The sequence below is a fragment of the Mesorhizobium sp. BR1-1-3 genome (genome assembly GCF_020165455.1).
In the GTDB taxonomy this organism is placed as follows: Bacteria; Pseudomonadota; Alphaproteobacteria; order Rhizobiales; family Rhizobiaceae; genus Mesorhizobium; species Mesorhizobium ciceri.
Genome location: NZ_JAIUIC010000011.1, coordinates 54,564 through 80,595, shown reverse-complemented (window position 1 = coordinate 80,595; position 26,032 = coordinate 54,564). Strand labels below are relative to the sequence as shown.

Sequence of the window (26,032 nt, the reverse complement as noted above, 5' to 3'; positions counted from 1 at the left end):
GACCTTGGTGACGGGGACCAGGCGCCGATTCAGTTGTTTGGAGCGCGTCATCGGCGGCTTGCGCACATTGCCGATCGCGCTTCATGTCAATGCGCTCATGACGAAAGGCTGCGGCACGGGCCGCCGTCGGATCCGGGCCGGTACGGTCCGGATCCAGTGCGAGAATGGTTGGTCGTCTACGTGCCAGCCGTCTACTTGATGGCGTCCCAGCTCTTCTGGATGTCGGTGGCGACGTCCTGTGCCGACTTGCCGCCGACCAGGTCGATCATGCCGGTCCAGAAGGCGCCGGCGCCGATCTTGCCCGGCATCAGGTCGGAACCGTCGAAGCGGAAAGTCGAGGCATTGGCGAGGATTTCGCCCTGTTTCTTCAGCGCGTCGCTGGCATAGGCATCCTTGTTGACCGACTTGAGCGGCGTCACGAAGCCGCCCTCGGCCATCCAGATCTCGTGGGCGAGCGGCATCTTCAGGAATTCGATGAACGCGCGCGCACTCTTGCTGTCCTTGGTGATCATCGCCAGCGTACCGGCGCCGAGCACGGGCGTGCCCAGTTCAGGCTTGGCGGCATAGGGCGGGAAGTAGAAGAAGTCCGCGTCCTGGCCGACCTTGGTGCCTTCCGGGAAGAAGGTCGGAATGAACGATGCCTGGTGGTGCAGGTAGCATTTCGGCGGCACCGAAAAGAGGCCCTTCGGGCTGTCGCGGAAGTCGGTCGCCGCAACCGCCTTGGCGCCGCCGTCGACCATCTTGTCGTCGGTCGCGATCTTGCCGAAAATGTCGATGGCGTTGACCACCGCCGGATCGTTGAACGGGATCTCGTTCTTCACCCATTTGTCGTAGACCTCCGGAGGCTGGGTGCGCAGCATCAGGTCTTCGACCCAGTCGGTTGCCGGCCAGCCGGTGGCACCGCCGGAGCCGAGGCCGATGCACCACGGCTTGCCGCCATCGGCGATGATCTTCTTTTCGAGATCGGCGAGTTCTTCCTGGGTCTTCGGCACCTTGTAGCCGGCTTCCTCGAAATTATCCGGCGAGTACCAGACCAGCGACTTCACGTCGGCCTTGTAAGGGAAGGCGAAGAAGCCCGGCTTGCCGTCCTTGTCCTTGAAGGTGCCGAGATCGACCCATGACTGGCCGGCGCCGTAATTGTCCTTGACCCATTTGGCGGTGTCGTCACCGAGCGGCGTCAAAAGGCCCTTCGACGCCAGGTCCTGGATGAGGCCCGGCTGCGGCAGCACGGCGATGTTGGGCGGGCTGCCGGCCTGCGTGTCGATGACGATCTGCTGCTCGTAATTCTCCGAGGAGGAGTATTTGATCTCGACGCCGGTGGCTTCCGAGAAATAGTCGAGAACGCCGCGCACCAGGCCTTCGTCCTCGCCGCGCCACGGTCCGAAGATCGACAGCGTCTCACCCTTGAGGTCGACTTTCTTGAGCTCTTCGTAGTTCGCCCAGTTGAAGCGCTTGTCTTCGCCGGGCTTGAACTTCAGTTCGGCCTGCGCGGGCGCGTTCAGGGCGAACGTGGCAAACGCAGCACCCAGCAAAAGCATTTTCTTCATCGGTATTCCTCCCAGTGGGTCTCACACACCGGACGGAACCTCCATTCCGCCCGCCGACGCCGCAGGACTGTGACTCAGTCGGAAAGGAACCGCAACCTTTCGAAGAGTCTTCCAAAGCGCTTTGGCTTTTTCGATCACGCCATTGAATCGCGGGGAAGTCAAGAGGCTGGCGAATCAATCGATTTAGGTTCGCGCATTTGCGCCCTAAAAGTGCGTCGCAGCACGCTATTATGGCAGTGCAGCAGCAATTTTTGTTTCAAACATGCCCAAACCGCGTCTATGGTTGGGCTTCGTATGGCTCGGCCCCGATGGCACTTGGGTCGATTCAATTTAAAAGCGCTTTGAGGGAATGGAGACTTTCGTGAACCTCAAGCAGCTCGCCCACATGCTGGCACTTTCGCAAACCACGGTAAGCCGCGCGCTGAACGGCTATCCCGAGGTCAACGAGGAGACGCGCAGGCGTGTCATGGATGCCGCCAAGCGCCATGGCTATCGGCCCAACCCGAGCGCGCGCCGGCTGGCGACCGGCAAGACCGGCATGATCGGCTATGTCCTGCCGACCGGTGCGTCCGTCGACATCGATCCGCATTTCGTCGAGTTCCTGTCCGGCCTTGGCGACTATGCTCGCTCGCACGAGCTCGACCTTGTGCTGTCGCCGGCCGACGCCGACGACCAGGAGACGACCTACCGGCGCATCGTCGCCAACCGGCAGGTCGACGCTGTTTATATCTCCTCTCCAAGGCCCGCCGACCGGCGCGTGGCGCTGGTCAACACGCTCGGCATTCCCTTCATCGTCCATGGCCGCAGTGAGGGCTTCGATTTCGACTACGCCTTCACCGATATCGACAATGAGGGCGCCTTCCACGAAGCGGCCAGGCTGCTGATCCAGCTCGGTCATCGGCGGCTGGCGCTGATCAACGGTGACGGCCGCGAGACCTTCGCCATCCATCGCGAACGCGGCGTGCGCCGGGCACTCGCCGCGAGCGGACTGACATTGATCGAACGCCATGTCTGCTCGGTCGATATGACCGAGGAGAACGGCTATCGCGCCACCAGGCGTTTGCTGGAAGGGGACGACGCGCCGACGGCGATCGCCTGCTCCAGCCTGATCATGGCGCTGGGCGTCGTGCGTGCGGTGCGCGACCTCGGCTTGAGCATCCCGAGCGACGTCTCGCTGATCGCCCATGACGATGTCTTCCCCTGGCTGAGGCCGGAGAATTTCTCGGTGCCGCTGTCGACGACGCGTTCATCGATCCGTCTCGCCGGCGCCCGTGTCGCCGAGCGGCTGGCGGCACGGATTTCAGGACTGGAGGAGGGCGCGCGAGGCGAGGTCTGGCCGGTCGACCTGGTGGTGAGAGGGTCAGTCGCCGGTGCGCCGGCGTAGCTGGAGATCAAAGCCATGTGCTCTGCGGGATCGAGTTGAGACGCGACACTCACGCCGCATCAATCTCGCCCGACGCCGGCAGTAGGGAGACCACCGCAAGGGGGCCGGATTCCGATATCTCACGCCGCGGATTTGAGGTGGTCGATGAAGGCGCGCAGCTTCGGCAGGACTTGGCGCTTGCCGGGATGATACAGGAAGACGCCGGGCGTCGTGGCGGCAATGCCGTCCAGCACCGGTTCCAGTTTACCTTCGGCTATCGGAGCTTCAGCGATTGGTCGAGGCGTCTGCGCCAGCCCGACGCCCCGCATCGCGGCCCCGAGCAATGTCGGATAATCGTGCGCTATCAGCGGGCCTGAGAGCATCGCCTCGATCGTCTCGTTGCCGTCGACGAAAGCCCAGGGCGCTATGGCGCCATTCGAACGGCGCAAGCGCAGGCAGGCGTGGTTGCGCAGATCATCGACGCGTTCGGGGCGGCCGTGGCGTTTGAGATAGTCAGGGCTGCCGACGACCACGAACGAAAACGATGGGGTTAGCCGCACCGCGACCATGTCGACCGCAATGAACTGGCCGAGACGGATGCCGGCATCGAACCCGCCGGCCGCGAGATCGACCATCTCGTCGCTCGCGGCGATCTCCAGTTCGATCTCGGGGTAAGCCCGGCAGAACGACGCGATCATCGGCTCCAGGATCAACGGCACGACAGCGCGGGGCACGGACAGGCGCAGCAGACCGGTCGGCCGTTGGCCGATGTCACGCACGGCCTCGCCGGCCGCGACGAGTTCTTCGAAAGCAGGGCCGGCACGATCGAGGAACCGCTGGCCAGGCTCGGTCAAGCCGACGCTCCGTGTCGTGCGGACGAACAGCGCCGCACCCATGCGTGCCTCCAGCGCGCGCACCGCCTGGCTCACGGCGGACGGTGTCACGCCGAGTTGCGCTGCGGCGCGGCGGAAGTTGCGGTGCCTGGCGACAGCCAGGAACGCCTCGATGCCCTCCAGCGCACCATGTCGGACTGTGTAGTTCTGCTTCATAGGTTGTTGTTATTACGCCGGGTAGTCGAATTATGGAAGTGGGCCTAGGTATGAGCTGAACCTAGGAGACATCATGCGATGACCGATGAACTTGAAGGGGTACGCGACCATTATCGCGCGACGGGCCTGACCGAGCGGCTGAAGACGGTGTTGGCTGCCCTCGGCCCGGAGGACCAGCTCCTCACGCCCCAACAATTGGGCGTTCTCGACCAGTTTCACACCCGTGGGCTAGCTGCCACCGCCGAGCTTGCCCAATTGGCGGGGGTCGCTGCCGGCATGTCGATACTGGACGTCGGCTCGGGCGTCGGTGGGCCGGCGCGCTTTCTGGCTGCGACCTATGGCTGCCGGGTTACTGGCGTGGATCTCAGCGAGCCTTTCGTGGATGCCGCGCGCTATCTGACCGAGCGCACGGGACAGAGCGGGCAGCTGTCGTTCCAGACCGCCAGCGCATTGGAGCTCCCATTCGACGATGGCCGTTTCGACGCGGTGCTGTTGCAGCACGTGGCGATGAACATCTCTGACCGGACGCTGCTCTACAGCGAGATTCGGCGCGTGCTGAAGCCAGGCGGCAGGTTTGCCACATACGACGTCGTGTTGTCTGGAGGCGAGCCGCACTATCCGCTTCCCTGGGCGAGAACGCCGGCGACGAGCTTTCTCCTAACAGCCGGTGCGACGCGCGAGGCGATCGAACCGGCCAGCTTCCGCATGCTGGCATGGCAAGACGACACCGACGCCGCCAAGGCGTGGTTCGCACAGTTGCGCGCGTCGGGGCCGCCGCCTTCGCCCAATCTCGGCGTGGTGATGGGACCGGACTTCGCTGAGCTTGCGGCCAACCTCGGACGAAATCTTATGCAAGGTCGGCTCGGTATCCTGACCGCAGTGTTCGAGGCCGCATGAACCAGTTGCCGAGGGAGGCCAGATGTCAACCGAGATCGTGTTCCAAATCCATCTTGTTCTGGGCTATGTCGCGTGGCTGCTTTGCTTCGGTTTATACGGTTTGCCGTGGCTCAGGTCGATGGACCGGGTCGCGGCGCAGCGCGCTGTTGCCACTCTGCACAGCTTCCGCTTCTTCGGGCTGGTCTTCCTCGTTCCGGGTGTCGTCAGCCCCGATTTGCCTGCCGGCTTTGCCGTGTTTGCTGCCTACGGCGACCTTGCAACAGGAGTGCTGGCCATGCTGGCGCTGCTCACGGCAAGGATACCTCGGCTCTTCTGGGCGCTCGTCGTCGCCTTCAATCTGGTCGGGGCGGTTGATCTGATCGTAGACTATTACCACGCCATCCAGGTCGGCCTCCCCCAGCGTGCGGGCGAACTGGGCGCCACCTACGCGATCCCGATCATCTACGTGCCGCTGCTGATGATCACGCACATCGTCGCGTTCTATTTTCTGGTGCGTCCTCCGCAAGCCGCGGCTTTGACTGTCGCAGACTAGTCCTTTGCCGCCGCCGCCTTGATGTCCAGCAGGCCGTAGCCGAAATCATTGTCGCGTCCCTTGGGGCCGAGATCCCTGGCCGTTGCCGCGAGCGCCTTTTCGATGTCGTCGGCCGAGCGATCGGGCGCGGCATGGATGAGATTGGCGATGGCGCCGCTCACGATCGCCGCGGCAAACGAGGTGCCTGTGACCACATCCGAGCCGGCGCCGCTCGGCGCCACCATCTCGACGCCGGGTGCCGAGATGAAGACATAGGCGCCGCGATTGGCCTGCGGCATCAGCCCGTCCTTGGCATCGGTGGCGGTCACCGCGATGACACCATCGAAGGCGGCCGGATAGCCATAGGGCGCCTTCGGCCCGTTGTTACCGGCTGCGGCGACCAGCACCATGCCGAGCGCGCGGGCATTGCGGCAGGCGACGCCGAGCAAATCGTTCTTCGGCCCGACAAAGCTCATATTGATGATGCGCACGTCCTGTTCCGCCGCCCAGTCGAGCGCCGACAGGATGACGTCCATGGTCGACTTGCCGCCCTCGAAGGCGCGGGCGTGATAGATTTTTGCGCCCGGTGCCATGCCTTCCAGCGCGCCGACGCCGGCGATCAGCCCGTCGATCGACGTGCCGTGATCGCGCTTTTCGATCGGCACGTCGGGCATGGCGTCGAACTGCCCGGCAATGACGCCCGAGAGCGCCGGGTTGGTGTCGTCGATGCCGGTGTCGATCACCGCGATGCGGACGTTTTCTCCGCTGGCCTGCTTGGAATCGAGTGCAATGCGGTCGAACGCATAGTTGACGATGCCGGCGGCCTGCTGCAGCGAATAGACGTGATTGGGCTCGCGCCGCTGGGTGCGGCCGTCGGCGGCCAGTTGCGCCAGCACGACGCCGACGGGCCGGCCGTCGGGAATGCCGAAGCGCACCAGTGTGGTGCCAAGCAGGCGCGACTGGCGCTGCGAGCGCACCTGCAGGCCGAAGGAGGCGGCGATCTGCTGGACAGCGCCGGCATCGCCGTCGACGGTCACCAGCACCTCGTCGGGCACGAAATCGCCAACCACCGCGCGCGGCGGCTGAACGGCAATGAGATCGGTCGGCGAGACGATCGGGCCACCGGGCGGGGGGCCGGCTTGAGTATCGGCCGGCGGCGTCGCCGGTTCGGGCCGTGGCGTCGGCACAGGGGTCGGGGGCGCCGCCGGGTTGGGAAACAGGTCGACGATCAGGGCCGGCAGGAACACCGCGCCGGATTGCGCCGCATCCGATCCGCCCTCTGTGTCGCTGCCATCCTTGGCGCAGTCGGCGCCTGCCGCATTGGTCCCGTCGCGGCAGTCGATTTTCGTCTGGTCGGGATTGGGATCGTTGGTCTGCGCCGACGCGGGCACGGCGACGATTGTCATCGCCGCCGCAAGCATTGCCGCAAATCGAATGACCGCCTCAGCCGCCATCAACCGGTTTCCTTCCCTCGATCACAGTCTCCGTGAAAGCCTGGGCGGCAACAAGGCCGATTTGCCTGGTGTAGTCGGCTGCGTTGGCAGCCGGGATGCCAAGCCGGAACACGCCGTCGGCGGTCGGTCCGCCGACGATCTTCAGCCCGTTGCTGCCGAGGAAGGCGGAAATGTCCGACATCTTCGCATCCGGCTTGAACTTGACCAGGGCGTACGGCATTTTCGCCAGATCGTCTTGCGCGCCGGCAATCTCGAAATCATTGCCCTTTCCGCCGGGTTCGACAAACGACTGCACCATGACCAGCGCCAGCAGAACCGCGGCTGCCGCCCAGGCGACGCCGACCGGCACCGCCATGAAGCGGCCCCAGGCCTGCGCCAGCCAGGACGATCCTGCCGGCTTGCGCGCAGGCCCGGCCTCGGCGTCGAGTGCCTTGGCAAAGCGGCTGAGCGCATCGGCCGGCGGCCGGATTGCTTCGTTGGCGGCCGTGGCGCCGGAGAATTCGGCTTCAGCTTCGCCAAGGGCGGCAAGTGCGGCCGGATCGCTGGCCAGCCATTCCTCGACCGCTTCCAGGTCGGAACCTTCCAGCGAGCCGTTCAGGTAGAACGGCAGCAGCGTTTCCATTTCGTCGCGGCGCGACATCTTTTCAGCGGCGCTCATGGCCACCCCCTGTCGTAATCGGCGGCCTTGAGAGCCTCGCCGAGTTTCTTGCGGGCGTAGAACATCCGGGTCTTGACGGTGGCGACCGGAATGTCGAGCACCTCGCTGATCTCGCTCACCGACTGCCCGTGATAATAGGCAAGATCGATGACGACGCGATGCTCTTCCGGCAAGGCGTCGACGAAGCGCCGCAGGGCGGCCGCCTTGTCTTCCTTCATGGTGACGACTTCCGGCGTGTCGGCGCCGTCGGGCACCGCGGCGGCGGCCTCGTCGTCGATCCAGTCTTCCTTCTTCTTGCGCAGAAAGGACAGCGCCTTGAAACGGGCAATGCCGAGCAGCCATGTCGAGACTTCGGAACGCCCTTCGAAGCCGGGCGCCTGGCGCCACAACTCGAGGAAGACTTCGTTGGCGATATCGTCGGCCATCATTTCCGATCCCGTCTGGCGCGCCACGAAGCGGTAGACCCGCGCGTGGTGACGCATGAACAGGAGCCGCACGGCGGCTCGGTCGCCCTTCGCGACCCGGTCGACGAGCGCGCGATCGGTCTCCGTCGCTGCCGTCATGGCCGGTCGAGCCGCCTGGCTCCTGTCTGCTCTGTCGCTGATCGGCCCAAAAAGGTTCATCCTCCGCCAAGGAATTTTGCGGAGGCTAACCGAAGAGCGCGGAGGTTGCCAGAGGTGCGCCTCTTCCTTCTCCCACAAGGGCAGAAGGGAAGAGCTTCGCGGACCGCTTCTCACTCCAAGAAAGACTTCGCCTTCATCGTCGCGGGCACGGGAACACCCAGTCGGCTCAGCACCGTCGGCGCCAGCTGCAGCTGGTCGAGTAGTGTGTCCGCATCCGGCCCTTTGCCTTGTCCAAAATAATACAGCGCGAAATCCTGCATCTCGTCGTCATGGCCGCCGTGATGGCCACGATCGGTCTGGCCGTGATCGGCGGTCACGATCACCTCATAGCCGGCTTCGATCCAGCGCGGCAGGAAGGCGGCCAGCATGCCGTCCATCGCATAGACGGCATGGTCCATCTCGTGGCAGTCGTGGCCGAAGCGGTGTCCCATCGAATCCAGCGTGCAGGTGTGCAGGATGCCGTAGTCAATGCCATGGCGTTTCGTCAGCATGGTCAGCGTCGCGAACAGGTCGACATCGCTCGGCGTCATCTGGTTGCGGAGATTGTAACCGGTCATGGTGTGGAAGCGGCCATGCGTGATCGGCCCGCCTGGCTCGTCGAATTCCATGCCCTCGACCAGGTCGAACGGGTAGGCGCGGAAGAATTCCGACCAGTAGGAATGGGTCACCGCCCCCGTCTTGCCGCCTGCCTTGCTGACCTCGGAGAAGATATCGGGCTGCTCGACGCGGAAACGGTTCTCATTGGAGAGAATCCCGTGCACCTGCGGCGAAACCCCGGTGTGGATCGAGGCATAGCAGCAGGCCGAGGTCGACGGCAGCACCGAGCGCATCTTCCAGACGCGCGCCTCGCCCGATTGCACCCAGCCTTCGAGATTGCCCATCAGCCGGCGCCAGTTCCGGTAAGGCACGCCATCGAGGATGATCAGCAGAAGCTTGGATTTGAGCGCCACGGGCTGCTCCATGCGGTTGGCGGTTGAAACGGGAACGCCGTGTGCCGTCCCGGGCACACGGCGTTCTGATAGATGAAATCGGACGATCAGAGTCTGCTCAAGCGTTGAGCCAGCACTCGGCAAGCGCGTAGCCGTCCATCATTTCGCCGATAGGGCTCTTGGCATAGCCGCCGATCTTGTTGGTGGCGGCCGCGTCGATGAACTGATTGAAGAAGGGCACGATCAGCCCACCTTCGTCACGCATCATCACTGCCATATCGTGGTAGATCGCCTGGCGCTTGGCCTGGTCGAGCTCGCCGCGCGCGGTAAACAGCATCTTGTCGAATTCCGGCCGCTTGAAGCGCGTGTCGTTCCAGTCGGCGGTCGAGACATAGCCGGTGGAATACATCTGGTCCTGCGTGGCGCGTCCGCCCCAGTAGGAGAGCGAGAAGGGCTGCTTGTTCCAGACCTCCGACCAGTAGCCGTCGCCGGGTTCGCGCTTGATCTCGATCTTGATGCCGGCTTTGGCGCAGGACTGCTGATAGAGCTGTGCGGCATCGACGGCGCCCGGGAAGGCGACGTCCGAGGTGCGCAGCACGATCGAGCCGCTGTGGCCTGATTTCTTGTAGGCTGCCGCCGCCTTGTCCGGATCGAACTTGCGCTGTTCGATATCGGCGGAAAACAGCGGATAGGCCTCGTTGATCGGGAAGTCGTTACCCACCGAGCCATAGCCGCGCAGGATCTTTTCCAGCATCTCGTCGCGGTCCATGGCTAGCTTCAGCGCCATGCGCAGATCATTGCTGTCGAAAGGTGCGGTGTCGCAGAACATGTTGAACGGATAGTAGCCCTTGCCCGAGACATTCTCGATGGAAACGCCCGCGATGCGCTTGACCAGATCGACGACCTTGGGTTCGACGCGGTTGATCATGTGCACCTGGCCGCCTTGCAAGGCTGCAAGCCGTGCGGTCGCATCATTGATGACGATGATCTCGACCTGGTCGGCGTGGCCGGCCTTGTCGCCAAGCCAGTAATTGGCGAAACGCTCGCCGCCATGGCGCACGCCTGGCTGGTTGACGCTAACCTTGTAGGGTCCGGCGCTGATGCCGGCATTCGGATCGTCCTTGCCGCCATTCGGCTGGATGACGAGATGGTAGTCGGCCATCAGATAAGGGAAGTCGGCATCGGCGTCGCCGAGCGTGACGATGACTTCCTTGCCGCTCGCCTTGACGCCCTTGATGTTCTTGAGGATGCCGAGTGCTCCGGACTTGGACTTCTCGTCCGCATGGCGCTCGATGGTGGCGGCAACGTCCTCCGCGCCGACCGTCTTGCCATTGTGGAACTCGATGCCATCGCGGATCTTGATCGTCCATGTCTTGGCGTCGGCTGAGGCGCCAATCTCTTCGGCAATCAGGTTGACCAGCTTGTTGTCCGGTGTGAGGCGCACAAGATACTCGCCCCAAAGCTTGCCGAAGCTGAAGGTTACCTGGCTGAGATTCAGCGCCGGATCGAGGCTATTGGTGGATTCCCCGCCCTGCAGGCCAGCCTTGATGATACCGCCCTTCACCGCCGTCTGGGCAAATGCCTTGCCGGCCAGCGCCGGCATCATGGCCGCCGATACGCCGAGCGCGGCGGCGCGCCCAAGAAAGGCACGGCGCGATATCCGGCCGTGACCGGCGAGTTCGGCGAGATAATCGAGTTCAGTTTTCATGTCCTACCCCTGTTTAAAAGTCGTGCGAGCGGCGCTCGTCCCGAAGGACGTGTGGCGCTCTAGTGTTGCATCCGGATGACGGTCGCTGACGCCCCTATGTGGCAGCTTGGTCTGACACAATTTCCAGGGGAAGCGCCTGCCTTTTTCTTCCGGCAGTATTGGTTCCCAGTTTTCCCGGAATTGCTTTAGTTCCCCGCGCTGGCCATGCGCCGTCCCTTGATTGCCTTTTCCAGCCAGCCGATTTCCATCTCTGGAACCGAGGAGAGCAGCAGGTCGGTGTAGGCGTCGAAGGGCGGGCTCAGCACCTTGCCCTTGGGGCCGTAACGCACCACCTCGCCGCGATACATAACCGCGATTGAATCGGCGATCGACTTCACCGTGGCAAGGTCATGCGTGATGAACAGATAGGCGACGTTCTCTTCCTTCTGCAGCTCCAGCAGCAGCTCGAGGATGCCGTGTGCCACCAGCGGATCGAGCGCCGAGGTCACCTCGTCGCAGATGATCAGCTTCGGCTTGGCGGCAAGCGACCGGGCGATGCAGACACGCTGTTTCTGGCCGCCGGAAAGCTCGGCCGGGTAGCGGTCGGAAAATCCCTTGCCCATCTCGATCTTGTCGAGCAGTTCGGCAACGCGTCTGTCGCGCTCACGGCCGCGCATGCCGAAATAAAACTCCAGCGGCCGGCCGATGATGGTGCCGACGGTCTGACGCGGGTTCATCGCCACATCGGCCATCTGGTAGATCATCTGCAACTGGCGCAGATCCTCCTTCGGCCGGTCGGCCAGCCTGTTGGCCAGCGCGCGTCCGTCGAAGGTGACGGTACCCTGTTCGGGTGGCAAAAGTCCCGTGATGGCGCGCGCCAGCGTCGACTTGCCGGAGCCGGACTCGCCGACCACGGCCAGCGTCTGGCCCGGATAGATGTCGACGGATACGTCCTTCAGCACCTTGATATGGCTGCGGCCATAGGCGGCGGTGACGTTCTTCACCGACAGGAACGGCGACGTGCCGGGCTTCTGCTCCTGGTGTTCGATCTCATGCACCGAGACCAGCGCGTTGGTGTATTCCTGGCGCGGCTCCTTGATGATCTGCCTTGTGCCGCCCCATTCGACCAGCCTCCCATGGCGCAGCACCATGATCTCGTCGGAGACCTGGGCGACGACGGCAAGGTCGTGCGTGATGTAGAGCGCAGCGACATGGGTGTCGCGGATGGCGTCCTTGATCGCCGCCAGCACGTCGATCTGCGTCGTCACGTCGAGCGCCGTTGTCGGCTCGTCAAAGACGATCAGGTCCGGCTCGGAGCACAGGGCCATCGCCGTCATCACACGCTGCAACTGGCCGCCCGAAACCTGGTGCGGAAAACGCTCGCCGATGGTTTCAGGGTTCGGCAGGCTGAGCTTCTTGAACAGCGCAACCGCGCGCTTCTCGGCCTCGGCGCGTGTCGCGGTGCCGTGCAGCAGGGTGGCTTCCACCACCTGGTCCATCAGTCTGTGCGCCGGGTTGAAGGCCGCTGCCGCCGACTGCGCGACATAGCAGACCTCGCGGCCGCGTAATTTGCGGAAGCCGTCCTTGCCGCCCTTGAGGATGTCGCGGCCGTTCAGGATCACCTCGCCGCCTGTGATGCGCACGCCGCCGCGGCCGTAGCCCATCGACGACAGGCCGATAGTCGACTTGCCGGCGCCGGATTCGCCGATCAGGCCGAGCACCTTGCCCTTCTCGAGCGTCAGTGAGACATCGTGCACCAGCACGATGTCCTTCGGCGGTTCACCGGGCGGGAAGACGGTAGCCTCGATGCGCAGATTGCGGATGTCGAGCAGCAGGCCTGACTTCGGTTGCCCGAGCTTCGCTTTGGTGTCGGCCATCACCCGCGTCCTCCCTTGAGGCTTGTCGTCCGGTTGAGCACCCAGTCGGCAACCAGGTTGACGGAAATCGCCAGCAGCGCGATCGCCCCCGCTGGGATGAGTGCGGCCGCGATGCCGAACACGATGCCGTCTTTGTTTTCCTTGACCATGCCGCCCCAGTCGGCGTCCGGTGGCTGCACGCCAAGGCCGAGGAACGACAGCGTCGACAGGAACAGCACCGCGTAGATGAAGCGCAGACCGAGTTCGGAAACCAGCGGCGACAATGCGTTGGGGAGAATCTCGCGGAAGATGATCCAGCCGCTGCCCTCACCGCGCAGTTTCGCCGCTTCGACATAGTCCATGACGTTGATGTCGACGGCGACCGCGCGCGACAGGCGATAGACGCGGGTCGAATCCAGAATGCCCATCACCAGGATCAGCGTCACCAGATTGGTCGGCAGCACCGACAGCACGACGAGACCCATGATCAGTGTCGGGATCGACATCAAGAGATCGACGAGGCGCGACAGCAGCGTGTCGAACCAGCCGCCGAAGACGGCCGCCGAGAAGCCGAGAATGGCGCCGAGCGAGAACGACAGCGCGGTGGCCAGCACCGCGATGAACAAAGTGATGCGGGCGCCGTAGATCATGCGCGACAGCAGGTCTCGGCCGAGATTGTCGGTGCCCAGCAAATGGGCAGCCGACATCGGTTCCCAGACATCGCCGACGATTTCGCCATTGCCGTGCGGCGCGATCCAGGGGGCGAAGACCGCCGCAAGCACGAACAGTGCCGTCAGCACGATGCCGATCAGCGCGGGGATGGGGATGCGTTTGATATCGAGCATATCCGCCCCTTATTTCGGATGTCTGAGACGCGGATTGGCGACGATCGCCGCTATGTCCGCAATGATGTTCAGGCTGATATAGACGGCGGCGAAGATCAGGCCGACCGCCTGCACCACCGGCACGTCTCGCTTGGTGACGTGGTCGACCAAATACTGTCCCATGCCCGGATAGACGAAGATCACCTCGACCACGACGACGCCAACGATCAAGTAGGCGAGGTTGAGCATGACGACATTGATGATCGGCGCGATGGCATTGGGGAAGGCGTGCTTGCGGATGACGTTGAAAGCCGACAGGCCCTTCAGTTCCGCCGTCTCGACATAGGCCGACTGCATGACATTGAGGATCGCCGCGCGTGTCATGCGCATCATGTGGGCGAGCACGACCAGCGTCAGCGCCGTCGCCGGCAAGGCGATCGCCTGCATCCGTTCGCCAAAAGGCATGCCGTCATAGACGGTCGAAATGCCGGGGAATATCTGCCATTTCACGGCGAAGAAATAGACCAGCACATAGCCGATGAAGAATTCGGGAAACGAGGTCGAGGCCAGCGCCAGCCCGGAGATCAGCTTGTCGACCCAGCCATTGCGGTAGCGTACCGCGATCAGGCCGAGGATGATCGCCAGCGGCACGGCGACGATCGCCGCCCAGAAGGCGAGGAACAGCGTGTTCCACAGCCGTCCCTTGATCGACGTGGCGATGTCCTGCCCGCTCGACATGGCCGTGCCGAGATCGCCGGTCAGCACGCCGCCCAGCCAATGAAAATACCTGAGATAGGCTGGCTGGTTGAGTCCGAGCTGCTCGCGCAGATTGGCAAGCGACTCCGGCGTCGCCGACTGTCCGAGAATGGCTTGCGCGACGTCGCCGGGCAGGATCTGGGTGCCGGCGAAGATCAGGACCGAAACGGCCAACAAGAGCAGAATGCCCAGCGCAACGCGCTGGGCCACCAGTTTCAAGATGGGTGAGGACATATCCGCAAGGCCAAGCTCAGGCTTCGAGCCAGCACTTCGCCAGCGCGTACCCGTTCATCAGCTCCTGATGCGGATCGTCGACCCAGCCGCCGACCTTGGCGCCGGTAGCGTCGATGAACTGGTTGAACATCGGCAGGATCAGGCCGCCCTCGTCTCGTACCAGGACAGCCATGTCATGATACATCTGCTTGCGCTTGGTCTCGTCGAGCTCGGCGCGAGCCGCCAGCACCATCTTGTCGAAATCAGGACGCTTGAAACGCGTGTCGTTCCAGTCGGCGGTCGACAGATAAGCGGTGGAGTACATCTGGTCCTGGGTCGAGCGGCCGCCCCAGTAGGACGCGCAGAAGGGCTGCTTGTTCCAGACCTCGTTCCAATAGCCGTCGCCGGGCTCACGCTTCAGCTCGATCTGAATGCCGGCCTTGGCCGCGCTCTGCTGGAACAACTGCGATGCATCGACGGCGCCCGGGAAAGCGACGTCCGAGGTCCGCAGCAGGACGGCGCCGTCGTGACCGGACTTCTTGAAGTGGAACTTGGCCTTGTCGGGATCGTACTTGCGCTGCTCGATCTCGGTAAACAGCGGATAGGACGCATTGATCGGGAAGTCGTTGCCGAGCGAACCGTAGCCGCGCAGGATCTTGTCCAGCATTTCCTCGCGGTCGATGGCCAGCTTCAGTGCCATGCGCAAATCGGCGTTGTCGAATGGCGCCGTGTTGCAATGCATGATGAACACGTAGTGGCCAGGACCCGCGTGATTGCGGATGGTGACGCCCGGCAGGCGCTTGATCAGGTCGACGATCTTCGGCTCGACGCGGTTGATCACGTTGACCTGGCCGCCCTGCAGGGCGGCCGTGCGCGCTGTCGCATCGTTGATGACGATGATCTCGATCTGGTCGGCATGGCCCATCTTGTCGCCCTGCCAGTAATTGGCGAAACGCTCGCCGCCATGGCGCACACCGGGCTCATTGGTCGTGACCTTGTAAGGACCGGCCGAGATGCCTGCGTCAGCCTTGTCCTTGCCGCCATTTGGTTGGACGATCAGGTGATAGTCGCTGAGCAAATAGGGCAGATCGGCATTGGCCTCCTTCAGCGTCAGCACGACTTCCTTGCCGCTGGCCTTGATGGTCTCGATACCTTTCATGTAGCCGAGCGCGCCGGATTTCGACTTCTCGTCGGAATGGCGCTCAAGTGTGGCGGCCACGTCCTCGGCGGTCACTGTCTTGCCGTTGTGGAATTCGACGCCGTCGCGGATCTTCAGCGTCCACACCTTGGCGTCGTCCGACGAGCCGATCTCCTCGGCGATGCGGTTCTCGAGCTTGCCTTCCGGCGAAAGCTCGACAATCAATTCGCCCCACATCTTGCCGAAGGCGAACGGCACCTGAGTCATGAACAGTGCCGGATCAAGGCTGTTGGTGGATTCGCCGCCGACAAGTCCGGCCTTCAGTGTGCCGCCCTTGACCGGGCCTGCCGCGCGTGCAGCGCTTGAAAGCAGCGAGTTGGCGAAGGGCGCGGAGATACCGAGCGCCGCCGCCCGGCCGAGAAAATCACGACGGCTCAGTTTGCCCGACGCGACACGCAGGCTAAGAAATTCCAGTTCGTTCGACATTTTGAGTTCCTCACTCTGTTGGTTCGACTCTGCGGTCGTTTTTCTTGTTTCTTGTGAGGAGAATAATGACCGCAAGGGAAAGCGGTAAGCAAGACCGAATGCGACATGCCGTGGCGTAAATCGTACGTCGCAATTGGACCAATCAAATCGGCATTCAAAGAAGCGCGCGCGGCACCTTCTCCTCGAAATTGCGCTCGAAGACGAGGGTTTCGTCCTCATAGGCCTCGATTCTGGCGCTGACGATGAAGTTTTGCGCATCCGATCGCATTTCGGCTGTCGTTTCGGTGCGTACTGACCATCCGTTTCGCGACAGGGTCTGCGTCCAGTGCGTCTTCCCCGAGGCCGACAGCGGATCGTCGGGATGGATCGTCCAGGTCTCGCGGGCGATGCTGCCATTGGCGAGGCCATGGGCGAGATCGCGCACCTCGCCGAAATCGTCAACAATGGAAAGCGTCACCATTCCGGTCTTCTCATCACGATCGACATGGCGCTCTGAATTGGCGGCGCGGATCGTCTCTGTTGCCCAGGGGGTGGCACCTTCCGGCTCGGCGAACGTTACTTCGTCGCCTGTCGCCAGCGGCCGCAGCGGCAAATTGAGCGTCGCCGTCGACAAGGTGAGCTGGACCGGCTCCGGCGACGGCCAGATGGCAGGCCAATAGGCGTTCGAAACGGCAACACGCAGCCGGTGGCCGGCCGGCAAACGATAGGCGCATTGATCGAGCACGACGCGCACCGAGACGGTTTCGCCCGGCACCAGCGCCTCGGGGAATTCGTGCGAATTGCGGTGCGTCAGATTGAGCACGCCATAGGAGATCAACTCCGAGGCGCCGTCGGGATGCACATCGCAAAGCCGGACCGCGATGTTGGCCTGCGGACGATCAGAGGACAGCCGCAGCTCGACCTCCGGCGCTCCGACGATGTCGATCGGCTCGCTGAGTTCCGGCTGGTCGAAACACACCGACAGGGCATCGTCGGGGCGCTGGTCGCCGGGCAGTTCGGGACCGAAAGTGAAGGGAAAATACTCGCCGCCGGCCAGGCCGCAGCTTTGCGGAGAGGCGATGATGGCGGGTTTTTCCGTTGAGGGGATCAGATCGACCGTTTGCATCTTGATGGTTGGCGAGGGCCATTCCTGCTCCGCCACCCAACGGCCGGGACGCTCGGGGTGCCAGCGCGCCGGACGCACGCTGTCCATGACATAGGCGCGGTAGGCCGGGTCCGCCTCGACGCCGGTGTCGACACCCTTCAGCCAGCGGTCCCACCAGCGCAAGGCCTCCTGCAGGAAGCCGATGGCAGGCTTGGGCCCGGCGTAGTGCGGGTATTTGTGGATCCATGGCCCGACGATGCCCTTGACCGGGGCTTGGATGTTGGTAGCCAGATGCGAGACGGTGTTGCGGTAGCCGTCATGCCAGCCCCCGATCGACAGCACGGCGGCTTTGACGGCGGAAAAATCCTCGCAGATCGAGCCACGCTTCCAGTAGGCATCACGGTGCTGGTGTTTCAGCCACAGCGGCGCCAGGAAGGATTGGTTCTCCAGCCGGGTCAGCCACAGATCGCGCCACCGGTTGTCGCCGGCCAAAAGCGGATCCGGCGGCCGTGACGAGTAGGACAGCATGGTCGAGGCCCAGCCGAAATTCTCGATCAGCAGGCAGCCGCCCTTGTAGTGGATGTCGTCGGCATAGCGGTCGACGGTCGAGCACAGGCTGATCACCGCTTTCAGCGCCGGCGGCCGCTTGGCCGCCACCTGCAGGCAGTTGAAGCCGCCCCAGGAAATGCCCATCATGCCGACATTGCCGTTGCACCAGGGCTGGCTTGCCGCCCAGGCGATGACGTCGCAGGCGTCCTGCAATTCCTGCTCGGAATATTCGTCGTCCATCAGCCCTTCGGAATCGCCATTGCCGCGCATGTCGACGCGGATCGAAGCATAGCCGTGGCCGGCGAAATAAGGATGCGTCAGCTGATCGCGAAAGATGGTGCCGTCGCGCTTGCGGTAGGGCAGATGCTCTAGGATGACAGGCACCGGATCGTCGCCCGCATCCTCCGGCATCCACACCCGCGCCGACAGGCGGCAGCCATCCGGCATGACGATGCCCATGTCCGGGAATTCGACGATTTTGCGGGCAAATTCGGTGACGGTTTTCATGGCATGCTCCAGGATTGCCAGATGATGGAGCCTGCCGTGCCGCGTCGTGGGCCAGCCAACGAATTCGGCTGGTCAATCCGCGTCAGTTCAGCGGGATATCGTTATCGCCCTTGTTCGCCTGATAGATGTTGGACAATTCATCGTAGCGCGCCGAAATCGCGCCGATACGGGTCTCCAGCCGTCGCCGCTCTGCCTCGGGCAACGCTCTTACCAGCCTGCGGATAGAAAAGCTCTTCCAATAGGCATTCTCGGCATTGTAGCCGCCGGGATCGAGGGTGAAGACCTCTTTCAGGATCTTCAGGTCGTGCGGGATGGCGAAGCTGTCGCGCGAATCCTCGTGGCTGAACAGATAGTAGAAATTGTCGAAGCCGGTCCAGGTGATCGCCGACAGGCACAGCGAGCAGGGTTCGTGCGTGGCGATGAAGATGGCGTCTTTCGTATCGACGCGCTCAGCCCTGGGCATTTCGTAGAAACGCTTCAGGCAGTGTACCTCGCCATGCCAGAGCGGGTTTTCCATCTCGTTGTTGGTTTCAGCCAGCACCAGCGAACGGTCGTCCTTGCGCAGGATCGCCGCGCCGAACAGCTTGTTGCCATAGGTAACGCCGTCGGCCGTCTTCGGCACGATGTCGTGCTCGATCACATCGAGCAGGCGGTCGATCAGTGAAATATCGGTCACAAGAGGCTCTCGTTGGGCAAGTGGATCTCGTAGGCGTGCGAGAAGTGGAACTCTTCGAGATTGGAGCCATCGCCGCCACGGTCGACGATCAGGAAGTCCTGGGCCTCGCCGAGCGGCGTCAGCACGCCATGCCAGAGATTGCGCCGGTAATTGATGCCTTGTCCGGGTGCGGTGATGAAGGCATGCGGCTCGCCCGGCCCCTGCTCCCCGTCATGGCAGACGACGACCAGGAAGGGGCGCGGCGAGAGCGGGATGAAGGCCTGGCTGCCGAAGGGATGGCGCTCGACCATGCTCAATTTCAGGGGCAATTCGTAGGGCGTGCCGCGCACCATCGAGATCAGCACGCGGGCGTTCGGACCGGTTGCTTCGGCGGTAGCCAGATCATGATAGCGCTCGGCCCTGCCGCCATTGATCGGGTAGTGGTTGTCGCCGTCCATGTCGATGACATCGCCGAAGGGGGCAAAGCCCTCGCGGGTCAGCGGCCGCGCGACGATACGGGTCACAGCGCGCGCCTTGCGATGCCGGCGCCGCCGAGCTTGGCGTGCCGGTTGACGTCCTTGTAGAGCAGATAGCGGAATTTACCCGGGCCACCGGCATAGCAGGCCTGCGGGCAGAAGGCGCGCAGCCACATATAGTCGCCGGCCTCGACCTCGACCCAGTCCTGGTTGAGGCGGTAGACGGCCTTACCCTCCAGCACATAGAGACCGTGCTCCATGACATGGGTCTCGGCGAAGGGAATGACCGCGCCGGGTTCCAGCGTGACAATGGTCATGTGCATGTCGTGGCGCAAATCTGCCGGATCGACGAACCGCGTCGTCGCCCAGCGGCCTTCGGTGCCGGGCATCGGCGTTGGCGCGATCTCCTGCTCATTGGTGAAGAAGGCTTCCGGCACATCGAGACCGTCGACCACTTCGTAAGCCTTGCGAATCCAGTGGAAGCGCACGGCGGCCCTGCTTTCGTTGCGAACCGTCCAGCCGCTGGCCGGCGGCAGGAAGGCAAAGCCGCCGGGCCGCAACACATGCGTCTTGCCGGCAAGCAGAACCGTCAGTTCGCCTTCGACCACGAACAGAGCGCCTTCGGCGCCGGCATCGGGTTCCGGCCGATCGCTGCCGCCGCCGGGCGCGACCTCGACAATGTATTGCGAGAACGTCTCGGCAAAACCCGATAGCGGTCGCGACAAGATCCAGACGCGGGTTTCGTCCCAGAACGGCAACGCACTGGTGACGATGTCCTGCATCACACCCCGGGGAATGACGGCATAGGCCTCGGTGAAGACGGCGCGGCCGGTCAGAAGCTCGTTCTGGCCGGAATGACCGCCATGTGGCGCGTAATAGGTTCGCTCGGGCATCCTGATCGTATCCATGGTTTCAAACCTATTGCGGAAGCATGTCCTTGAGGCGGAGCAGCGCGATGCGCTCGACCTGTTTGCAGGCGGTCTCGAATTCGACGCCGCGGCTGTTGCCGATGCGCGCCTCGAACTCCGCCAGGATTTCCTCCTTCGTCTTGCCCTTCACCGCGATGATGAAAGGGAAGCCGAAGGTGGTGACGTAGGCGGCGTTGAGCTTGGAAAACAGTTCGCGCTCCTTGTCGGTCAGCGCGTCGAGGCCGGCCGAGGCCTGTTCCCTGGTCGATTCCGCCGTCAGCCGTTTGGCCTTGGCCAGCTTGCCGGCAAGGTCGGGATGGGCGTTGAGCACCGAAAGCCGCTCGGTTTCGCTGGCGGAGCGGAAGATACGGCAAAGCGCATTGTGCAGGCCGCCCGAAGTGTCATGCGCCGGGCCTAGTTCCAGTTCGTAGGCGCGTTCGGCGATCCAGGGCGAATGTTCGAATACGCCGCCGAAAGTGTGGACGAAGGTCTCGAATTCCATCTTCGATGGGCGGAGTGCCGCCGGTTGATAAGGATTGACCTCTTGCCAGTGCTTGGCGATGTCGATGCGCCTCGCCAGCCAGACCTTGTCGTGCGACTTCACATAGTCGACGAAGCGCTTCAGCGCCGCCACCCGGCCCGGCCGCCCGACGAGGCGGCAGTGCAGGCCAATGTTCATCATGCGTGGCCGGCCGGCCTTGCCCTCGGCATAGAGCGTATCGAAGCTGTCCTTCAAATAGGCAAAGAACTGGTCACCCGAGTTGAAACCTTGCGGCGTGGCGAACCGCATGTCGTTGGCGTCGAGCGTATAGGGGATGATGAGCTGCGCGCCGCCCTCATGCTCGAACCAGTACGGCAGCTCGTCGTCATAGGTGTCCGACACATAGTCGAAGCCGCCTTCTTCCGCCACAATCCGCACCGTGTTGATCGATGTGCGACCCGTATACCAGCCGGTCGGGCGCGCGCCGGTCACTTCGTAGTGCAGCTTGATCGCCGCCTCGAGGTCGCGGCGCTCATCCTCGGCGCTGTGGTCGCGGTAGTCGATCCATCTTAAGCCGTGCGAAGCGATCTCCCAGCCGGCGTCCTGCATGGCCGCTACCTGATCCGGCGAACGGGCGAGCGCTGTGGCGACGCCGTAGCAGGTGATCGGCACTTGCGACTCGGTGAACAGCCGGAGCAGCCGCCAGAAGCCGGCGCGGGCGCCGTATTCGTAGATGGATTCCATGTTCCAGTGGCGTTGACCCACCCAGGGTGCCGCGCCGACGATTTCCGACAGGAAGGCTTCGGACGCCTTGTCGCCATGCAACACGCAGTTTTCGCCGCCTTCCTCGTAATTGACGACGAACTGCACGGCGACATGTGCACCGCCAGGCCATTTCGGGTCCGGCGGATTGGCTCCGTAGCCACGCATGTCTCTGCTGTAACGCATCGTCCCTCCCGCCGGGCACGGCCCGAAGTATGATCAGAATATCGAAAGGGTGCTTCTCGCATTCCCCCGAAAATTTTTGAAAGTGTTTTTGTCGCACTCCGCTCGACCGGGACTTATGCATCGCCTTTAATTGGCGCACAATTCACTGTTGATACTTGACCGTACCGGGCCAATTCGCTCGTACCGGAAATGGGAGGCGGCCAATGGCAGAAACGTCGAAAGCCGACGGCGGGCGTCTGACGACCCATGTCCTCGACACGGCGACCGGCAAGCCGGCGGCGGGACTGTCGATTGCGCTCTATCACCTCGAGGGCAAGGCGCGGACACATCTGAAGACCGTTCTCACCAATGCCGACGGCCGTTGCGACAAGCCGCTGCTCGCCGGCGCGGAATTCCGCACCGGCGAATACGAACTGGTCTTCGCCGCCGGCGACTATTTGCGCCAACAGGGGTTGAGCCTGCCGAAACCGGCCTTTCTCGATGTGATACCGATCCGCTTCGGCATGGCCGAGCCTGTGCATTATCATGTGCCACTGCTGGTCTCGCCCTACGGTTACTCGACCTACAGGGGGAGCTGAGGTATGACCAAAATTAGCATCCGCAACGAAATCCGCTTCATTCTCAATGGCAGCGATGTGGCGCTTTCGTCGGTGGCACCCGACGCGACCTTGCTCGACTGGCTGCGGCTCGACCGTTCGCTGCGCGGCACCAAGGAAGGGTGTGCCGAGGGAGACTGCGGTGCCTGCACCGTGCTGGTCGGCAAGCTGTCGGAGGGCGGCTTGGTCTATGAAAGCGTCAATGCCTGCATCCGCTTCCTCGGCTCGCTCGACGGCACCCATGTCGTGACGGTCGAGCATCTGCGCGGTTCACCCGGCCAGTTGCATCCGGTGCAGCAGGCGATGGTCGATTTCCACGGCTCGCAATGCGGCTTCTGCACGCCCGGCTTCGTCATGTCGCTCTATGGCTTGTGGATGAAGTCGCCTGGTCCCTCGAACGCGGATGTCGAAAAGGCTTTGCAAGGCAATCTCTGCCGCTGCACCGGCTACGAGGCGATCATGCGCGCCGCGCATGCCATCTCCAGCTACGGCAAGGCGGCAAAGGACCCGCTGGCCACGGAACGCAAGGCGATCACCGCAAGGCTCGAGGCCATGCGTGACGGCGCCCGGGTCGAGATCGGAACCGGCAAGGCGCGGCTGGTCGTGCCGGCCGATGTCGACGATTTCGCCGCCGTGCTGGACAAGGAACCCGGCGCTACCATCGTGGCCGGCTCGACCGATGTCGGCCTGTGGGTGACCAAGCACATGCGCGATATTTCACCGGCCATTTTCATCGGCGATCTCGACGGGCTTTGCACCATCTCGGAAGACAAGGGCGTCATTTCGATCGGCGCCGGCGTCACCTACACTGACGCCTTCGCGACATTGGCGAAGCGCATCCCGGCGTTGGGGCCATTGTTCGATCGCATCGGCGGCGAACAGGTGCGCAACATGGGCACCATCGGCGGCAACATCGCCAACGGCTCGCCGATCGGAGATACGCCACCGCCATTGATCGCGCTTGGCGCAAGTCTCACCTTGCGCAAGGGCAAGAAGCAGCGGACGATCCCGTTGGAAACCTTCTTCATCGCCTACGGCAAACAGGATCGGCAGCCGGGTGAATTCGTCGAGGCCGTGCATGTGCCGGTGCCGGCCAAGGAAACGAAGTTTGCCGTCTACAAGATCACCAAGCGTCGCGACGAGGACATTACCGCGGCCCTTGGCGCGTTTTTCCTGAATCTGGCCAAGGACGGCACGGTGGCGGAGGTGCGCATCGCCTATGGCGGCATGGCGGCGACGCCGAAGCGGGCGTCTTCCGTCGAAAAAGCGCTGTTCGGCAAGCCATGGACCGAACAGACGGTTGATGCGGCGATGGCCGAATATGCCAGGGATTTCACCCCGCTGACCGACATGCGGGCCTCGGCCGAATATCGCGCCCTGGCAGCGAAAAACCTGCTGCTGCGCTTTTTTGCCGAGAGCAGCGGCACCAGAGAGCCGGTCCAGGTTTCAAGGCACGAGGCGGCATGATGAACAAGCACGCTGCCCCCAACCTCAAGGCTGAAAAGATCGCTGGCGGCGTCGCCACCGATCAGCGCCACGATTCCGCGCACAAACATGTCAGCGGCGCCGCCGTCTACATCGACGACATGCCGGAACCATCAGGCACGCTGCATGGCTGCCTAGGGCTTTCCGGTGCCACGCATGCCACCATCACCAGCATGGATCTCTCGGCGGTGCGTACAGCGCCCGGCGTTGTCGACGTGCTGACGGCCAGTGACGTGCCGGGCGAAAACGACATTTCGCCGACCGGCCGCCACGACGAGCCGGTGCTTGCCGACGGCAAGGTGCAATTCTACGGCCAGCCTATCTTCTGCGTTATTGCGCAAACTCGCGAGCAGGCGCGCCGCGCCACAAGATTGGCAAAGGTCGAATACAAGGAATTGCCTTTCGTCACCGACATCGGCGCGCTCGATCCGAAGAAGGACAAGCTCGTCACGCCGCCTCTCACCCTGAAGCGCGGCGATGCCGCTACGGCGATCCGTCAGGCGCCGCGCCGGCTAAAGGGAAAAATGCGCATTGGCGGCCAGGAACACTTCTACCTCGAAGGCCATATCGCCATGGCCGTTCCTGGCGAGGATCAGGACGTCACCATCTATTCCTCGACCCAGCATCCAAGCGAAGTCCAGCACATGGTCAGCCATGCGCTCGGCGTGCCGAGCAATGCCGTCACGGTGGAAATCCGCCGCATGGGAGGCGGCTTCGGCGGCAAGGAAACGCAGGGAAATCAGTTTGCCGCATTGGCCGCGATCGCCGCGAAGAAGCACCACCGCGCCGTGAAGATCCGGCCCGACCGCGACGACGACATGATCGCCACCGGAAAGCGTCATGATTTCCTCGTCGATTACGAGGTCGGCTTCGATGACGAGGGCAACATCCTCGGCGTCGATTTCATTTTCGCGGCGCGCTGCGGTTTTTCGTCGGACCTTTCCGGCCCGGTAACCGATCGCGCACTGTTCCACTGCGACAACACTTATTTCTGGCCGGCGGTGCATGCGCAGTCGGCGCCGCTCTACACCAACACCGTGTCGAACACCGCCTTTCGGGGGTTCGGCGGCCCGCAAGGCATGGTCGGCGCCGAGCGCGTCATCGACGAGGTGGCCTTTGCCGTTGGCAAGGATCCGCTCGAAATCCGCAAGAAGAATTTCTATGGCACCAGTAGCGAGGGGGGCCGCAACATCACGCCCTACCACCAGACGGTCGAGGATAACATCATCCAGCGCATCGTCGCCGAGCTGGAGCAAAGCGCGAGCTATGCGCGGCGGCGGCGTGAAATATCGGCCTTCAATGCCAACAGCCGTTTCATCAAGCGGGGCCTCGCTCTGACGCCGGTCAAGTTCGGCATCTCGTTCACCGCCACGCATTACAATCAGGCCGGCGCGCTGGTGCATGTCTACACCGACGGTTCGGTGCATCTGAACCATGGCGGAACCGAGATGGGGCAGGGCCTCTACCTCAAGGTGGCGCAGGTGGTGGCGGAAGAGTTCCAGATCGATCTCGACCAGGTGAAGATCACCGCGACTACGACCGGCAAGGTGCCGAACACTTCGGCTACGGCAGCGTCGTCCGGCTCCGACCTCAACGGCATGGCGGCGCAGAATGGCGCGCGCCAGATCAAGGATCGGCTGACCGATTTCGCCGCCGAAAAATATCAGGTGCCGCGTGATCAGGTGCTGTTCCTGCCCAACCGGGTGCGCATCGGCAACCAGGAAATCGCCTTCGCCGACCTCGTCAAGCAGGCCTATATGGCCCGCATCCAGCTGTCGGCGGCTGGTTTCTACAAGACGCCGAAAATCCACTGGAACCGCGACAAGGGCGAGGGCCGCCCCTTCTATTATTTCGCCTATGGCGCCTCGTGCTCGGAGGTCTCGGTCGACACGCTGACCGGCGAATACATGGTCGAGCGTACCGATATTCTCCATGACTGTGGCCGCTCGCTGAACCGGGCGATCGATATCGGCCAGATCGAGGGCGGCTTCATCCAGGGCATGGGCTGGCTGACGACGGAAGAACTGTGGTGGGACGCCAAGGGCCGGCTGCGCACGCATGCGCCGTCGACCTACAAGATCCCGCTCGCCTCCGACCGGCCGAAGATCTTCAACGTCACCTTGGCCGACTGGCCGGAAGCCGGCGAGCCGACCATCCACCGCTCCAAGGCGGTCGGCGAGCCGCCGTTCCCGCTCGGCATGTCGGTGCTGCATGCGCTATCGGACGCGGTGGCCAGTGTCGCCGACAACAGGATCTGCCCGCGCCTCGATGCTCCGGCGACCCCGGAGCGGGTTCTGATGGCGATCGAGCGGCTGAAGAAAGAGGCCGGCGCCTGAATCCGGCCCCAGGGTC

22 protein-coding genes are annotated in these 26,032 nt (G+C 63.3%); 6 read left to right on the top strand and 16 right to left on the bottom strand.

All coding sequences use genetic code 11. The features are described 5' to 3' along the window. Positions 1–191 precede the first annotated feature (191 nt). Positions 192–1,547, bottom strand: a complete 1,356-nt coding sequence (locus LB559_RS23085) for an ABC transporter substrate-binding protein (RefSeq protein WP_013528261.1) — start codon at positions 1,545–1,547, stop codon at positions 192–194. A gap of 361 nt (positions 1,548–1,908) precedes the next feature. Between LB559_RS23085 and LB559_RS23080 the strand changes: the two genes are divergently transcribed. Next, positions 1,909–2,931 (top strand): LacI family DNA-binding transcriptional regulator, encoded by a 1,023-nt coding sequence (locus tag LB559_RS23080; protein ID WP_224675062.1) that lies wholly within the window; start codon positions 1,909–1,911, stop codon positions 2,929–2,931. Between the two features lie 119 nt (positions 2,932–3,050). Here the strand turns inward: LB559_RS23080 and LB559_RS23075 are convergent, their stop codons facing one another. Continuing rightward, complete coding sequence (locus LB559_RS23075; RefSeq protein ID WP_013528259.1) at positions 3,051–3,959, bottom strand: LysR family transcriptional regulator; 909 nt, start codon at positions 3,957–3,959, stop codon at positions 3,051–3,053. A 78-nt stretch (positions 3,960–4,037) separates the two neighbouring features. Here LB559_RS23075 and LB559_RS23070 point away from each other — a divergent pair, with 78 nt between their 5' ends. Next, on the top strand, positions 4,038–4,856 hold the full coding sequence (locus tag LB559_RS23070; RefSeq protein ID WP_224675061.1) for a class I SAM-dependent methyltransferase: 819 nt from the start codon (positions 4,038–4,040) through the stop codon (positions 4,854–4,856). 22 nt (positions 4,857–4,878) lie between these two features. Continuing rightward, positions 4,879–5,388 carry a hypothetical protein gene (locus tag LB559_RS23065; protein ID WP_224675060.1) on the top strand — a complete coding sequence of 170 codons (510 nt, stop codon included), beginning with the start codon at positions 4,879–4,881 and terminating at the stop codon, positions 5,386–5,388. Here LB559_RS23065 and LB559_RS23060 read toward each other — a convergent pair. From LB559_RS23060 to puuE, 14 genes are all read right to left on the bottom strand, one after another. Then, a complete protein-coding gene (locus LB559_RS23060) occupies positions 5,385–6,821 on the bottom strand; it encodes a S8 family serine peptidase (protein ID WP_224675059.1) in 1,437 nt (478 codons plus the stop codon). The genes LB559_RS23065 and LB559_RS23060 overlap by 4 nt on opposite strands. After that, entirely contained in the window at positions 6,811–7,479 is a 669-nt protein-coding gene (locus LB559_RS23055; protein ID WP_082826721.1) for an anti-sigma factor, read from the bottom strand. The genes LB559_RS23060 and LB559_RS23055 overlap by 11 nt, the downstream gene beginning before the upstream one ends. After that, on the bottom strand, positions 7,476–8,042 hold the full coding sequence (locus tag LB559_RS23050; RefSeq protein WP_224675058.1) for a sigma-70 family RNA polymerase sigma factor: 567 nt from the start codon (positions 8,040–8,042) through the stop codon (positions 7,476–7,478). The genes LB559_RS23055 and LB559_RS23050 overlap by 4 nt, the downstream gene beginning before the upstream one ends. A gap of 170 nt (positions 8,043–8,212) precedes the next feature. Beyond that, positions 8,213–9,052, bottom strand: coding sequence for an alkaline phosphatase family protein (locus LB559_RS23045; protein WP_084015589.1), 840 nt, complete (start codon positions 9,050–9,052; stop codon positions 8,213–8,215). A gap of 97 nt (positions 9,053–9,149) precedes the next feature. Further along, positions 9,150–10,739 carry an ABC transporter substrate-binding protein gene (locus LB559_RS23040; RefSeq protein ID WP_024501943.1) on the bottom strand — a complete coding sequence of 530 codons (1,590 nt, stop codon included), beginning with the start codon at positions 10,737–10,739 and terminating at the stop codon, positions 9,150–9,152. A 185-nt stretch (positions 10,740–10,924) separates the two neighbouring features. After that, positions 10,925–12,595 (bottom strand): ABC transporter ATP-binding protein, encoded by a 1,671-nt coding sequence (locus tag LB559_RS23035; RefSeq protein ID WP_013528251.1) that lies wholly within the window; start codon positions 12,593–12,595, stop codon positions 10,925–10,927. Beyond that, on the bottom strand, positions 12,595–13,419 hold the full coding sequence (locus LB559_RS23030; RefSeq protein WP_013528250.1) for an ABC transporter permease: 825 nt from the start codon (positions 13,417–13,419) through the stop codon (positions 12,595–12,597). Before LB559_RS23030 ends, LB559_RS23035 begins: the two co-directional genes overlap by 1 nt. A gap of 9 nt (positions 13,420–13,428) precedes the next feature. Continuing rightward, a complete protein-coding gene (locus LB559_RS23025) occupies positions 13,429–14,388 on the bottom strand; it encodes an ABC transporter permease (protein ID WP_013528249.1) in 960 nt (319 codons plus the stop codon). Positions 14,389–14,404: 16 nt separating this feature from the next. Further along, positions 14,405–15,991 (bottom strand): ABC transporter substrate-binding protein, encoded by a 1,587-nt coding sequence (locus LB559_RS23020; protein ID WP_064992886.1) that lies wholly within the window; start codon positions 15,989–15,991, stop codon positions 14,405–14,407. 154 nt (positions 15,992–16,145) lie between these two features. Further along, positions 16,146–18,131, bottom strand: a complete 1,986-nt coding sequence (locus LB559_RS23015; protein ID WP_064992887.1) for a CocE/NonD family hydrolase — start codon at positions 18,129–18,131, stop codon at positions 16,146–16,148. Positions 18,132–18,213: 82 nt separating this feature from the next. Continuing rightward, on the bottom strand, positions 18,214–18,807 hold the full coding sequence (locus LB559_RS23010) for a nucleoside deaminase (protein WP_224675057.1): 594 nt from the start codon (positions 18,805–18,807) through the stop codon (positions 18,214–18,216). Continuing rightward, positions 18,804–19,310 (bottom strand): ureidoglycolate lyase, encoded by a 507-nt coding sequence (locus LB559_RS23005; RefSeq protein WP_224675056.1) that lies wholly within the window; start codon positions 19,308–19,310, stop codon positions 18,804–18,806. Before LB559_RS23005 ends, LB559_RS23010 begins: the two co-directional genes overlap by 4 nt. Beyond that, on the bottom strand, positions 19,307–20,170 hold the full coding sequence (locus LB559_RS23000) for a bifunctional allantoicase/(S)-ureidoglycine aminohydrolase (protein ID WP_024501939.1): 864 nt from the start codon (positions 20,168–20,170) through the stop codon (positions 19,307–19,309). The genes LB559_RS23005 and LB559_RS23000 overlap by 4 nt, the downstream gene beginning before the upstream one ends. A 10-nt stretch (positions 20,171–20,180) precedes the next feature. After that, positions 20,181–21,599, bottom strand: coding sequence for an allantoinase PuuE (gene puuE / locus LB559_RS22995; RefSeq protein WP_024501938.1), 1,419 nt, complete (start codon positions 21,597–21,599; stop codon positions 20,181–20,183). A 203-nt stretch (positions 21,600–21,802) separates the two neighbouring features. Here puuE and uraH point away from each other — a divergent pair, with 203 nt between their 5' ends. From uraH to xdhB, 3 genes are read left to right on the top strand one after another with little or no spacing between them, the layout of a single operon-like run. Further along, positions 21,803–22,177 (top strand): hydroxyisourate hydrolase, encoded by a 375-nt coding sequence (gene uraH / locus LB559_RS22990; protein ID WP_013528242.1) that lies wholly within the window; start codon positions 21,803–21,805, stop codon positions 22,175–22,177. A 3-nt stretch (positions 22,178–22,180) separates the two neighbouring features. Next, positions 22,181–23,662 (top strand): xanthine dehydrogenase small subunit, encoded by a 1,482-nt coding sequence (gene xdhA / locus LB559_RS22985; RefSeq protein ID WP_224675055.1) that lies wholly within the window; start codon positions 22,181–22,183, stop codon positions 23,660–23,662. Then, complete coding sequence (gene xdhB / locus LB559_RS22980) at positions 23,662–26,016, top strand: xanthine dehydrogenase molybdopterin binding subunit (RefSeq protein ID WP_224675137.1); 2,355 nt, start codon at positions 23,662–23,664, stop codon at positions 26,014–26,016. The genes xdhA and xdhB overlap by 1 nt, the downstream gene beginning before the upstream one ends. The last annotated feature ends 16 nt before the right edge of the window (positions 26,017–26,032 follow it).